7 protein-coding genes and 1 tRNA gene are annotated in these 13,772 nt (G+C 65.7%); 4 read left to right on the top strand and 4 right to left on the bottom strand.

Features of this window, described 5'->3' with window-relative positions:
- The first annotated feature begins 268 nt into the window (after positions 1-268).
- The 3 genes from ABZS58_RS47545 (at position 269) to ABZS58_RS47535 (ending at position 8,887) form a co-directional block, all read left to right on the top strand.
- On the top strand, positions 269-1,303 hold the full coding sequence (locus ABZS58_RS47545; protein ID WP_354791070.1) for a hypothetical protein: 1,035 nt from the start codon (positions 269-271) through the stop codon (positions 1,301-1,303).
- 26 nt (positions 1,304-1,329) lie between these two features.
- Positions 1,330-8,085, top strand: coding sequence for an FG-GAP-like repeat-containing protein (locus ABZS58_RS47540; RefSeq protein ID WP_354791072.1), 6,756 nt, complete (start codon positions 1,330-1,332; stop codon positions 8,083-8,085).
- 121 nt (positions 8,086-8,206) lie between these two features.
- Complete coding sequence (locus ABZS58_RS47535; RefSeq protein WP_354791068.1) at positions 8,207-8,887, top strand: hypothetical protein; 681 nt, start codon at positions 8,207-8,209, stop codon at positions 8,885-8,887.
- A gap of 213 nt (positions 8,888-9,100) precedes the next feature.
- Here the strand turns inward: ABZS58_RS47535 and ABZS58_RS47530 are convergent, their stop codons facing one another.
- From ABZS58_RS47530 to ABZS58_RS47515, 4 genes are all read right to left on the bottom strand, one after another.
- Positions 9,101-10,165: an integrase core domain-containing protein gene (locus ABZS58_RS47530; RefSeq protein WP_354791067.1), complete on the bottom strand. Its 1,065-nt coding sequence runs from the start codon at positions 10,163-10,165 to the stop codon at positions 9,101-9,103.
- A gap of 683 nt (positions 10,166-10,848) precedes the next feature.
- Positions 10,849-10,921: transfer RNA gene (locus tag ABZS58_RS47525), tRNA-Lys, on the bottom strand.
- 80 nt (positions 10,922-11,001) lie between these two features.
- Positions 11,002-11,139 carry a hypothetical protein gene (locus tag ABZS58_RS47520; RefSeq protein WP_203853294.1) on the bottom strand — a complete coding sequence of 46 codons (138 nt, stop codon included), beginning with the start codon at positions 11,137-11,139 and terminating at the stop codon, positions 11,002-11,004.
- Between the two features lie 50 nt (positions 11,140-11,189).
- Positions 11,190-12,218, bottom strand: a complete 1,029-nt coding sequence (locus ABZS58_RS47515; protein ID WP_354791065.1) for a LacI family DNA-binding transcriptional regulator — start codon at positions 12,216-12,218, stop codon at positions 11,190-11,192.
- A gap of 186 nt (positions 12,219-12,404) precedes the next feature.
- Here ABZS58_RS47515 and ABZS58_RS47510 point away from each other — a divergent pair, with 186 nt between their 5' ends.
- A complete protein-coding gene (locus ABZS58_RS47510; protein WP_354791063.1) occupies positions 12,405-13,745 on the top strand; it encodes an ABC transporter substrate-binding protein in 1,341 nt (446 codons plus the stop codon).
- Positions 13,746-13,772 lie beyond the last annotated feature (27 nt).

Raw genomic sequence — 13,772 nt, 5'->3', positions numbered from 1 at the left:
CGGACTGAATGTACGACGACGCTTCGACATTGAGTAACCACCCTTTCACGGACATTCTACTGGGGTTCCATGTCCGGAAAATCCGCGGCGGCTCACTGCTGGTGTGGGGTTTGTGCAGGTGGCGGCATGGGTGTGGGGGTGTTGTTCATGGCTGCGTGACGTGGCGGAGCGTGTTTGTTGAATAGGGCTCTTGTGTGCTGATCTTGTCTCCGCGTACCTTGCGGTTCGTCGATTTCCGGCTGGCGGGTTCGACGCACGGGGAGGCGCCATGTCGGCGTTGGTTGTTGGTCGGCGGGTGACCGTGTTCGCGGCGGCTGGCCTGTTGGTTGGTGCGCTGTTTGTGACGTTGCCGGCGCATGCGGCGCCGGTGGTGCCGTCGGATGCGGATGTGCCGGTGCAGAAGTCGGCGGCGGTGTCGGCGCAGGCGACGAAGGCGAAGTCGGTGTCGCCGACGGATACGGCGGTGCCGTGGGCGCCGCGGCCGGTGGTGTGGCCTGCGGCCGGGTCGTCTGAGGTGGACCTTTCCGTTCCGGCGGCGGGTGCGCGGGCGCGGGCGGGGAGTTCTCCGGTGTGGGCGGGTCGTTCGACGCAGTCGAAGACGGTTGGGGAGCCGTCGCGGTTGAAGGTCGAGGTGTTCGATCGGGCGGCTGCGTCGGCTGTTGGGGTGTCGGGTGTGTTGTTGCGGATGTCGTGGGCGGACGACGTATCGGCGGTGGGTTCGGCGTCGGTGGAGGTGGACTATTCGGGGTTCCGGGATGCGTACGGTGCTGACTGGTCGTCGCGGTTGACGTTGCTGCAGCTTCCCGAGTGCGCTCTGAGTACGCCGCAGTTGGAGGTGTGTCAGCAGGGGACAGCGGTGGCGACCCGCAACGACAAGGCGAGCACCCGGCTGAGCGCGGATGTGGCGGTCGGTGCGCAGGTCGCTTCGCAGGCGGACCGGGCGGAGGCGTCGCGGTCAGGGTCGATGGTGGCGTCGGCACCGACGGTCCTCGCGGTGACGGCGTTGGCGTCGTCGGCGGATGGGCCGGACTATTCGCACACGCCCCTTGCGGCGTCGGCGTCGTGGCAGGCGGGGACGCAGTCCGGTGACTTCTCCTGGACGTATCCGCTGGCGGCGCCGCCGGGTTGGGTGGGCCGGTCCCGCAGGTGGCGTTGGGCTACTCGTCGAGCATGGTGGATGGTCGGACGAACGCGAGTAGCGCGCAGACGTCGTGGATCGGTGAGGGCTGGGGGTATGAGCCGGGCTACATCGAGCAGTCGTACCGGTCGTGTGTGGACGACTACAACAACCGGATCGATGTGACGTCGGGCTGGTCGGGGTACGGGCGGATGATGCCGGTGCTGGACTATGACGGCGACGGCAAGGTCGACGTGCTGGGCATCAACGGCTCCAACGACATGATCCTGTGGCGGAACACGTCGCAGCCGGGTGCCGCGACGGCAGCGTCGCAGAATCTGGGGCCGGGGTGGCAGATCACCGATGTGGTGATGACCGGTGACTTCGACATCGACGGCAAGATTGACGTGGTGGCCCGGGTCGGCAACCAGATGAATGTGTACCGGGGGCAGGGGACCGGTGCCGGGTACACGTTGGCGGCGTCGATGGTGTTCCCGACGTCGGGCTGGTCGGGGTGGCCGGGTTGGTCGGCGTACAGCAAGTTCCTGCCGATGGCCGACTACGACAACGACGGCAAGGTCGACATCCTCGCGGTGCGCAGCACCGGCGGGCTGGACTTCTTCCGCAACACCTCGACGGCTGGTAGCCCGTCGGCGACGTGGGCGCAGCTCGGTGGCTCGTGGGGGTCGGTGAACACCTTCCTGGAGGGTGACTACAACGGCGACGGCAAACGCGACATCCTGGGCCGGTCCGGTGACTCGTTCTATGTCTGGCCGGGCAACGGCACGGTGGGGTCGTTCAGCGTCGGGGCGTCGACGATCTGGTCCACCGGCTGGTCCGGGTACGGCGCGTTCCTGCCGTTGAAGGACTACGACGGCGACACCAGACCCGACATCATGGCGGTGATCGGCACCGATATGTACTTCTACCGCAACACCTCCACCGGCGGCGCGGTGTCGGTTGCGGCGAGGGTGTTCTCCAGCAGCGTCTGGGGGTCGGTCAACCTTCTCGTCGCCGGCGACTTCGATACCGACGGGAAGGTCGACATCCTCGGCCGCGAGGGCGACATCCTCCGCGCGTGGCTGAACGTCGGCTCGGTCGGTGACCCGTACTTTGCGCCGTTTTTCACCAACGCCACCTCCGACTCGTGCTGGCGTTCGCAGAACGCCACGGTGATGTTCGGTGGCCGTTCCGGTGAGCTCGTGCTGGACGACGCGACCGGGAAGTGGCGGCTCGCCAATGATGACGGGTCGAAGTTTGAGCTGCTGACCGGCGCCACGAACGGCGACTTCGAAGGTGAGCACTGGAAGCTGACCGCGACGGACGGCACCCAGTACTACTTCGGGCTGAACCAGATCCCGGGCTGGGTGGCGGGGAACCCGGAGACGAACTCCGCGTTGCGGATCCCGGTGTTCGCCAACCGCGGCGGTGAGCCGTGTTTCAACTCGGGCGGGTTCGCGTCCTCGTGGTGCCATCAGACGTGGCGGTGGAACCTCGATTACGTCGAGGACCCGCACGGCAACACGATGTCGTACTGGTACACCAAAGAGGGCAACGCCACCGGGTTGTTCGCCAACCCGAACGCGACGGCGGCGTACGACCGCAGCGCGTACCTGAGCCGTATCGACTACGGCACCCGCAAGAACGGGTCGCTGTCGACGCCGGCGCCGATGCAGATGGTGTTCACCACCGGCGACCGCTGCCTCGTGTCGTGCTGGTCCGGGTCGAACCCGGTGACGGCGAACTGGCCGGACACGCCGTGGGACCTCAAGTGCGCCGGCCCGCCGTGCAACACGAACATCGCGCCGTCGTTCTGGACCTCGAAGCGGCTGACCGCTGTGACGACGAAGGTGTGGAGCGGCAGCGCGTACCAGGACGTGGACGAGTGGACGTTCACACACCAGTACCCGCCGACGAACGACGGCACGAGCCCGTCGCTGTGGCTGGCCAGCATCACCCACACCGGCAAGGTCGGCGGGACCAAGGCGTTGCCGACGATCACGTTCGGCGGCGAGGCCTACGCCAACCGGATGGACTTCAACGTGTCCGCGGGCGTGCCACCGACGAACAAGTACCGGGTGATCCGGGTCAGCAACGGCACCGGCGGCGAAACCCGGATCACGTACAACCCGACCGACTGCCTGGTGTCCGCGCCACCGGACCCGGACAACAACGACAAGCGTTGCTTCCCGCAGTACTACTCGCCGCCGCTGGCACAGCCCGGCTGGTCATGGTGGAACAAGTACACGGTGTCGAAGGTCCTGGAAGTGGATCTCGTCGGCGGTAATACCGACCCGGTCGAGTACAACTACGCCTACGCCAACCCGACCACCGCCACCTCCACGCAAGTGCTGTGGCACCACAATGACAGTGTCTGGTCGGCGAAGGTGTCCAACCGGACCTGGTCGACGTGGCGCGGGTACTCGACGGTCAAGGTGACCACCGGCCCGGCCAGCAGCCCGCAGGGCTACGCGGAGTACCTGTACATGCGCGGCATGGACAAGGACCGTACCGACGCCGGGAACTACACGCGCACCGCGACGATCACCTCGTCCGAAGGCGTGGTGCTCACCGACGACGACCGGCTGTCCGGGTTCCTCCGCGAGGAACGCCACTACGACGGGCCCGCTGTCGGAGCGCAACTGCTGTCGGCGACGTTGAACGACCCGTGGCAGCAGCAGACCGCCGCCCGCACGATGGTGCCGGCGTGGACGGCGCCGAACCTGCAGACGGCCAAGTTCCTGCGCACCGCCCGGACACAGGGCCGGACCTGGATCGCGGCGACCTCGACCTACCGGCGCACCGACGTGCAGACCACGTACGACACCACCTACGCCCAGCCGACCCTGGTGAAGGACCTCGGCGGCACCGGCACCGCCGACGACGTCTGCACCTCGACGACCTACGCCCGGAACACTGCCAACTGGCTGATCGACTACCCGGCGCAGACCCTCACCACCGACTGCACCGCCAGCCCCGCACCCGCGAACCACCTGGGCGGCAGCCGGACCCTGTACGACGGCAACACCACCGTCGGCGCCATCGGCACCCGCGGCCTGGCCAAAACCAGCCTGGCCCTGGACTCGTTCACCGGCAGCACACCGGTGTGGAAACAGACCGGCCGCGCCGAGTACGACGCCAACGGCCGCCTGCAGGACAGCTTCGACGGCTCCGACGACAAGACGATGGTCCGCTTCACCATGGCCTACCCCGGCGGACCCGTCACCGGCACCACCACGACCAACCCGATCGGCGACGTCTCCACCGCGACATTCGACGGTTACCGCAGCCAGCCGCTGACCACCACCGACGCCAACAACAAGACCGCGACCCTGAACTATGACCCGCTGGGCCGGCTGACGAAGGTATGGGTCCCGGGACGGGCAACGGGCTTGCCACCGAACCTCGAGTACGTCTACAACGTGCGGGAGACCCCAGCCAGCTCCGTGCAGACCAAACAGCTCGGCCCGAACGGCAACATCATCAGCAGCTACGAGTTCTACGACGGGCTGCTGCGGGCCCGGCAGACCCAGACGCCGGCACCGACCGCGAACGGCGGCCGGATCATCGCCGACACCAAATACAACGGCCGCGGCCTGGTCGCCAAGTCCTCAGTCGCGTACAACAACGCCAGCGGACCCGCAGACACGCTGCTCGGGGTCGCCGACAACCTGGTGCTCAGCCAGCACCAGTACACCTACGACACGTCAGGCCGCAAGACCGCCGACGCGCTCTACGGCGCCGGCGCGACCAACCCAACGTTCAAATGGCAGACCACCGTCAACTACGACGGTGACCGCACCACCGTCCTACCACCCACCGGCGGCTACGCCACCACATCGTTCATGAACGTACGCGGCGCCACCACCGAACTACGCCAGTACCTGAGCGGCACCGCCACCGGCACATACCACGCGACCACCTACACCTACGACCGGCTCAGCCGGCCGACCCAGGTGCAGGACCAGTCGAACAACACCTGGACCACCCGCTACAACCTACGCGGCTGGGTCGACCAGAACACCGACCCGGACCGGGGCACCACGAACACGGTTGCGTTCGACCTGGAGGGCCGCCCGGTCACCACGACCGACGCCCGCAACATCAGCCTCACCACCGCCTACGACACCCTCGGCCGCGTAACGAACCTGTACGACGGCATCGGCACCACCGGAACCAAACGTGCCTCGTGGGCGTACGACACCTTGGCCAAGGGGCTGCTGACCTCGTCCACCAGATATGTCGGCGCGGACTCGTTCACCAGCACCGTCACCGGCTACGACGACGGATACCGACCCCTCGGCATCACCACCGTGATTCCGTCCAGCCTGGCCATGCCGTGGCTGCCGAGCGGCTCCTACACCACGTCGATGACCTACAAGGTCGACGGGTCCGCGGCCACGATGACCTACCCGGCCGCCGGCGGCCTGCCCGCGGAGACGTTGACCAGCACCTACGACGACGCCGGCAACAAGCTGACGTTGAGCGGTCTGGAGACATACGTCGCCGGGACGACCTACTACGCGTTCGGCGACCCCTACCAGCAGATCCTCGGCTCCGGCAGCAAGCGGGTCCGGCAGACCACCGTCATCGACGACACGACCGGCCGGCTCACCAGCGCCAAAACAGAAACCGAGAACGCCGCCAACCCGAACACGTGGATCGAGCGGCTCACCGAAGGCTACGGCTACGACCAGGCCGGCAACGTCAAGAACATCACCGAGACCCTCGCCGGGTCCGTGGTGTCCAACCAGTGCTTCAACTACGACGCGCTCCGCGAACTCACCGAAGCGTGGACCACGACCGCCGCGGCCTGCCAGACCACCCCGACCACCCCGATCGTCGGCGGACCCGACGCGTACTGGACCAGCTACCAGTACGCCACCGGCACCAACACCTACAACAGCGGCAACCGCACCCAGGAAATCCGCCACGCCATCGGCGGCGGCACCGACACCACCCGCACCTACACCTACCCGACCAGCGGAAAGAAGCACACCCTCACCAGCGTGGCCGCCACCGGCGGTACCACCGGCACCGACAGCTACACCTACGACGCCGCCGGCAACATGCAGACCCGCAACATCACCGGCAAACCCGGCCAGACCCTCACCTGGGACAACGAAGGCCACCTCGCCACCGTCACCGACAGCGCCGGCACCAGCAGCTACATCTACGACACCGCAGGCACCCGCCTCGTGGCGAAAGACCCAGCCGGCGCAACGGTGTACCTGCCCGGATTCGAACTGCGGAAGGTCGGCGGTACCGTCACCGGCACCCGCTACTACGGCGTCGCCAGCCGCACCCCATCCGGGCTGACCTGGATCGCTGCAGACCACCACGGCACCGGCCAAGTCGCCATCGACGCCGTCACCCAGTCAGTTACCCGCCGCAAGACCGACCCGTTCGGCAACCCTCGTGGCGCCGACCCAACCTGGCCCAACACCCAAGGCTTCGTTGGCGGCACCCGCGACACCACAGGCCTCACCCACCTCGGCGCCCGCGAATACGAACCCACCACCGGTCGATTCATCTCCGACGACCCCATCACCGACACCAGTAACCCACAACAGATCAACGGCTACGCCTACGCGAACAACAACCCAGCCTCATTGAGTGACCCCACCGGGCTAGAGCCGCGGCCGTGGCATGATCCGAACTACGATCCGGCCACCTGCGCCAACAGCACCGCCAAAGAATGTCACCCTGCTGATGACACGACCACTAACGGCGCCATCGGTAGCGGTCCGAGCGGCAATCAGAACCAAGGTGGCACCAGCGGCGAGGACGTCGACAAAGCCAAAAAGATCCAGCAGCAAACTGTCCTTGATGTGATTATTAGTGTCGGCGGTCAGTTCCTGCTCGACATGCTCGGCATCACCGACGCCGTCAACTGCTTCACCAAGGGCGACATCGGCGCGTGCGTCATGCTCGTCGTCGGCATCCTGCCCTGGGGACAGATCTTCAAAGCCGCAAAAATCGGCCAAGCAATGTGGAAAGTCGGCCGCGCCGTCCTCAAATTCTTCGACGACGTCAAATGGGCAAAGAACGTTCTCGCCAGAGCCGAAAAAGCACTCTCCAAGGCCGACGAGGTAGCCGATGCTGTAGGGGCCGGATGCGGGACAACCGGGAACAGCTTCGTCCCTGGCACACCGGTTCTTCTCGCCGACGGCACCACGAAACCCATCGAGGACGTCCAAGTCGGCGACGTGGTCCTAGCCACAGACCCGGAAACCGGACTGAGCGAGGCCAAACCTGTCACCGCCACCATCATCGGCAACGGCACCAAAACTCTCGTCGACATCACCATCGACACCGACGGAGAAGAAGGCAACGCCGAAGCGCACCTGACCGCCACCGACGGACACCCATTCTGGGTTCCTACGGACCGCCGCTGGCACAAGGCAGCCGACCTCCGCGCCGGCGACACCATTCGTACCTACAGTGGCCAGCAACTCCAGATCGTCACTACACGCATCTGGAGCCAGCAGCAACAGGTCCACAACCTCACGATCAACATCGTCCACACGTACTACGTGCTCGCCGGCAAAACACCTGTATTGGTTCACAACAGTGGGGCCGCATGTGCCATCGCAGTCGGGGAAATGGACACCCTTACCTCCGGTGTCCTTGATATCGGCGTTGATGAGGTGCCGTTTGCGAGTGGCCCGCGACAGGGCGGTTTCGTTGATGATATGGGCGCTCGCGTGCCCGGCATGACAGGTACGAACTATCACCACGTTGAGATGCAGGCAGCAGCCTACATGCGTCTCAACAGGATCAGGGAGGGCACGCTCTACATTAATCACCCCAAGGGCATTTGTCAGTTCTGTAATGGATCCGCCTATACGAGACCCGGCGGCGCCCAGGTTCTCCCTATCGAGGACGCGCTTCCCGAAAATGCAAAGCTGTCGGTCTATAACTATGCCGGAAAGCTCCTAGGGGTGTTCACCGGAAACGCACGCTAGCTGTATGCGCTAGCATCGGCGAGGCAGCACTTCCGGCCCCCTTTATGGCTGGGGTGCCCTTCAGCCCTACGAACATACGCCACAAGCCAACCCGGGTTGGCTTGTGGCGTATGCTACTGGCATGGACGACGTTCTACCGCTTGGCGCGGGTAGTGTGGAGCAGTTTCTGCTGCGTTGGTACGGCCCTACCGGCAGTTCACGTGTTGGCGCCGCCGCCGTGAGTTTTGCTGCGCCGTCCGAATTGATTGAATGGCATGCAGCCGCCGAGCGGGCTGGAAGGCCTGTTACGTTCCAGGACCATCCAATCGCCCTTGGGGACCTATCACCGGACCCAGGTGGCATGCTTACGTTCTGGGTTGAAAATCAGCACGTCTACTACTGGGCGGTCAATCTCAGTGACCCTGAGAGTAGAGTGTTTTGTAGGGAAATCGGATCTGAAGAATGGCAATTTGTTGGTGAAGATCTCGGAAAGTTCCTCTTGCATTGCACCGTCCGGGAGGCGATTATTGGGGCGGCGAGAAAGTTTACTGTTTTTGTGGCCGAGTCGAGCTTGAATGATGCCCTAGAATTATTTTCGGTATTGGACTTCGCTGCACTTGTCAGCGAGGATCCGGAAACAAGAATATGGTCTAGCAGTGATGCGCTTGCCAGCGTTACGGTTCCTCCGGTTGGCTATGGAAGCCCGGACGAGCAATTCTGGATGATCACTATCGCCGTGGCGGCCGACACGAGTGTTGAGAAATATGGGTCGCGGTTCGGTCTAGATCTTTCTGGCGAAATTGACCCTCCCTCCTACCAGTAAATCCTAGGAGCGACTCCGTCTAACCTCGCGTATGCGTGGGATGACTAGACTAGAGAAGAAGCCTAAGCATTTGCGCGGAAGCTCTAACAAGTGCAGCTTTGTCGTTCAAGCGGCAAGGTCTGTTCTTGTAGTAGGGCCGCGCGGCTCTGCGGGCCGGGCCCACTTGGCGGGAAATCGGCGACCGCGCCTGTGGGGCTCGTAAATCCGGTTTGGCTACGCTGCCTGCGTGTATTCGTTGATCAGTCCGCCGAGGATCGGGCGCCGTTGGACCCGCGCGGCGGTGAGGTCGATGACCTGCTGTGGCGGGTTGGGTGGTCGCTGGCCGAGCGCTCGGTGTGGCCGGTGGCGGTTGTAGTGCTCGGTGTACTCGGTCAGGACCCTGCTCAGGTGCCGTTCGCCGACGATGAGGATCCGGTCGGTGCACTCGCGTCGGACCGTGCCGACCCAGCGCTCCGCGTACGCGTTCGCCCTCGGCGCCTGTGGCGGTGTGCGGAGCACGTCGATACCGGCGGCGGTGAAGACCGTGTCGAACGCCGCGGTGAACTTCGCGTCCCGGTCGCGGAGTGGGAACCGGAGCCGGTCGGCTCCCTGGTCGAGGCTCATGAGCAGGTTCCGGGCCTGTTGCGTGAGCCAGGCGCCGGTCGGGTGCGCGGTGACGCCGACGATGTGGACCTGGCGGGTGGCGAGTTCGATGAAGAACAGGACGTAGATCCGTTTGAGGAGCACGGTGTCGACGGTGAAGAAGTCGCAGGCCAGGATCGTGTGGGCCTGGGTGGTGAGGAACTGCTGCCAGGTGGGTCCGGTCCGGCGGGGTGCCGGGTCGGCGCCGGCCCGGTGCAGGATCTTCCAGACCGTGCTGGCCGCGATCCGGTAGCCCAGCCGAGCCAACTCACCCTGTACGCGGCGGTGGCCCCAGGTCGGGTTCTCCGCGGCCAGTCGCAGCACCAGGGCTCGGAGCTCCCGGTCGACCGGTGGCCGGCCCGGATGCGCATGCGCATGCGTCCAGTGCCGGGCGATCAGTTGCCGGTGCCAGCGCAACAACGTTGCTGGGGTGACGAAGAACGCCGACCACTGCGGCCGGGGCAGCAGCCGCGACAGCGCGGCCAGCACCACCCGATCCTCGGGCTGCAGATCAGGGCGGTGCACCTGCCGGCGCAGGACCGCGACCTGATGGCGCAGCACGAGGAGTTCGACGTCTTTCGCGCCGCCGTCGCGGGCGAGCTGGGTGAGCATCTGCAGGATCTGGCGCAGGAGCAGGTACACCAGCGAAGCGGTCATGACCTCGATTGTCGCCGCTACCGCCGGGCAGACTCCACACGAAACCGCACGTCACAGCCGCGAACCGAATTTACGAGCCCGACACGTTGCGCGCCCTGCCTGATCTCGAGCAGATCTACAGCTCCGTGCTGGAGACAGACCCTCGCCTTGGCCGGTGCACTGACCGGCAGCCAATCAATGCGTTATGTCGTGGTTGTGCCGTCGCCGGACGGCTGCGCCGCCGTGATCCTCTGTTGAAGTGCGAAGGCGATCGGTGGCACCGGGTCAGCGGTTGCCGACACCGACGGCTTCCGCTTGGATCAACGGCCACAGCGCTGCGGCTGATCACGGGTGGTCCGGCTCAGTCGAACCACCCGTGATGGTCAGCCCTTGATGATGAACCGCAGGGTCAGGACTGCCGGATCGGCGGTAGCGGGGTAGGTCGCTTCGATGACCAGCACGCCGCGCGCGGCGCAGTTCTTTTTGGTGCCCCCGGCAGGGTTCGAACCTGCGCCAGCGGTTTCGGCGCGGCTGCACCGTTACGTAACTGACACAACTGGGCGTCCGGTGTTGCCTGATGTCGCCTAGTAGCGGCACGTTCCGCCGATTGCAGATCACACGCGGATCACACGAGCGTCTACTGTGGACAGCAATTGGGCCACAACCGCGGGACGTTGCCCCAGGTCATGGCCCAGATCGTGCTGTACGCCGCGTAGGACTTGAACCTACAACCCGCAGATTAAGAGTCTGCTGCTCTGCCAGTTGAGCTAGCGGCGCCTGGCTGAACGGAGGAAACTCTAGCACGCCCTCGCCGGGCCCCAAAAACGAGATACCCCCGTCCGGCCTTGTGCTGTGCGTTACTCCTCATCGTCCTCCCAGAAGAAGTCCGTCGGTGTGGGTTGCTCCGGCTCCTGGTCCATCAGGTCCGTGTCGGGGCCGATCAGGTCCTCGAGTTCGTCGTCCGGCTGCTCCCAGGTCACCGGCATCTCGGTCATGTCACTAACCCCCTGAAGTGCTTACCGAAGGGAATCCAACGGGCCGCGAGCTACCCGGTCCGGGCGGTCCTAACCGCGACGGGCCAAGTGGAGGAGCGCAGGACGAGGGTGGTGGGCATGAGGAGCTCTTCGGGGGTCCAGTCACTGACCGTCATGGCGCGGCGGAGCATGCCGGCGGCCAGGACGCCCTGCTCGAAGACGCGCTGGCGGACGGTGGTGAGGTCGAGCAGGGCGCTGAGCTCGTGGTCGTCGAAGCCGATGACGGAGACGTGCCGGCCGGTGCGGCGCAGGGCGGAGAGGGCGCCGAAGGCCAGTTCGTCCGATTCGGCGAAGACGGCGGTGGGTGGGTCGGCGAGGGTGAGGAGGCGGCGCATGGCCTGTTCGCCGCCGTCGAGGCCGTGCGGGACGGACATGACGAGCTCGTCGCAGACCGGGAGTCCCGCGGCGGTGAGGGTGTCGAGGTAGGCGCGGTGGCGGGCGTGCGCGACGGGCAGGAACATCGCCTGGTCGGCGTAGGTGGAGATCATGCCGATCCGCCGGTGGCCGAGGCCCAGGAGGTGCTGGATGGCGGAGGTGGCCGCGGCCGCGTCGTCGATGCGGACCACGCCGGCGCCGGGGACGTCGTGGCCGATGGCGACGATCGGGACGCCGAGGCTGCGCAGGTCGTCGATCTCGGGGTCGCTGAACTGCATGGCGACGACGAGGACGGCGTCGACGCGGCGGCGCAGGGGGAGCTGCCCGAAGAAGCGCTGCCGGGCGGCGACGTCGCCGAGGTTGTACAGCAGCAGGTCGAGGTCGTGCTCGCGCAGGACGGACTCCGCGCCGGCGACGATCTGGCCGAAGAACCACCGGGCGGCGTACGGGACGATCACCCCGACGGTGTGGGTGCGGCCGCTGGCGAGGCGTGAGGCGATCGGTGACACGACGTACGACAGCGACGCCGCGGCGTGCAGCACGCGGTCGCGCGTCTCGTCGGAGACGTTGGGCAGCCCGCGGAGGGTGCGTGACACGGTGGCGGTGGACACGCCCGCCAGCCGGGCCACGTCCTCCATGCTCACGGGCACGGGAACGTCGGCCACACCGGGAGGCTAGCAACACAGGAGGCAACAGCAATATGTCCACCGTGTTGCTAACTCGTTATCGATCAATAGCCCTGAAGGGCTCGACAAACCGACCTTGCAAACGCTTACATCCGAGGGACACAGCACACCGGTACGTGGGCGGAGCTGTTCGCCCGGACCGGGTCTAGCCAAAGGAGGCTAACCATGGCTGTCCTCTCGAGGCGGCGTCGGGCGTTCGCGCTCGCCGGTGTGGCCGCGCTGGCACTCGTCGCCGCCGCTTGCGGTGACAGTGGCAGTGACACCGGCTCAACCAACGCCGACAAGCCCGAGTGCGCGCCGTACGCGCAATACAAGGTCGACAAGAAGAAGACCGTCTCGATCTACGCGACGATCCGCGACGCTGAAGCCACCAAGCTGACGAACTCGTGGAAGCAGTTCGAAGAGTGCACCAACATCAAGATCGACTATGAGGGGTCCGGCGAGTTCGAGACCCAGATCAAGGTGCGCGCCGACGGCGGTCAGCCGCCGGACATCGCGGTCTTCCCGCAGCCGGGCCTGCTGGCCTCGTTCGCGACGAAGGGCCAGCTCAAGGAGCTCCCCGCGCCGGTGAAGGCCAACCTCGACAAGAACTGGTCGAAGGACTGGGCCAAGTACGCCACCGTGGGCGGCAAGGTCTACGGCGTGCCGATGGGCGCCAACGTCAAGTCGCTGGTGTGGTACTCGCCGCAGCTGTTCAAGGAGAAGGGCTACAAGATCCCCACCACGTGGGACGAGATGATCACCCTCTCCGACACCATCGCGGCGAGCGGCATCAAGGCGTGGTGCGCCGGCATCGAGTCCGGTGACGCGACCGGCTGGCCGGCCACCGACTGGATCGAGGACATCGTCCTGCGTGACCAGGGCCCCGACGTCTACGACCAGTGGGTCAACCACACGATCCCGTTCAACGACCCGCGCATCGTCTCGGCCGCCGAGCGGACCGCCTCGATCCTGAAGAACCCCAAGTACGTGGGCAACCCGAAGACCATCGTGACCACCTCCTTCCAGGAGGGTGGCCTGCCGGTCAAGGACAAGAAGTGCGGCATGCACCGCCAGGCCAACTTCTACTCCAACCAGTTCGCCAAGGGCACGAACGTGGCCGAGGACGGCGACGTCTTCGCCTTCTACTTCCCGGCCGTGGACCCCGCCAAGGGCAAGCCCGTCCTGGTCGCCGGCGAGTTCGTCTCCGCGTTCTCGGACCGCGACGAGGTCGTCAAGGTGCAGACCTACCTCGCCTCCAGCGAGTGGGCCAACAGCAAGGCCCAGCTCGGTGACTGGATCTCGGCCAACAAGAACCTGGACACCAGCCTGGTCAAGGGCACGATCGACCAGCTGTCGGTGAAGATCCTGCAGGACCCGGCCACCGTGGCCCGGTTCGACGGCTCCGACCTGATGCCCGCCGCCGTCGGCTCGAAGTCCTTCTGGACCGGTATGACCGACTGGATCAACGGCACCAAGGACACCAAGGCAACCCTGGACTACATCGAAAGCACCTGGCCCAAGTAAGCCGCTGAAGCAAGGTCCGGCACCGGC

This window comes from Dactylosporangium sp. NPDC005555 (genome assembly GCF_040605635.1).
Classification (GTDB): domain Bacteria; phylum Actinomycetota; class Actinomycetes; order Mycobacteriales; family Micromonosporaceae; genus Dactylosporangium.
This window is presented reverse-complemented; position numbering and strand designations above follow the sequence as displayed.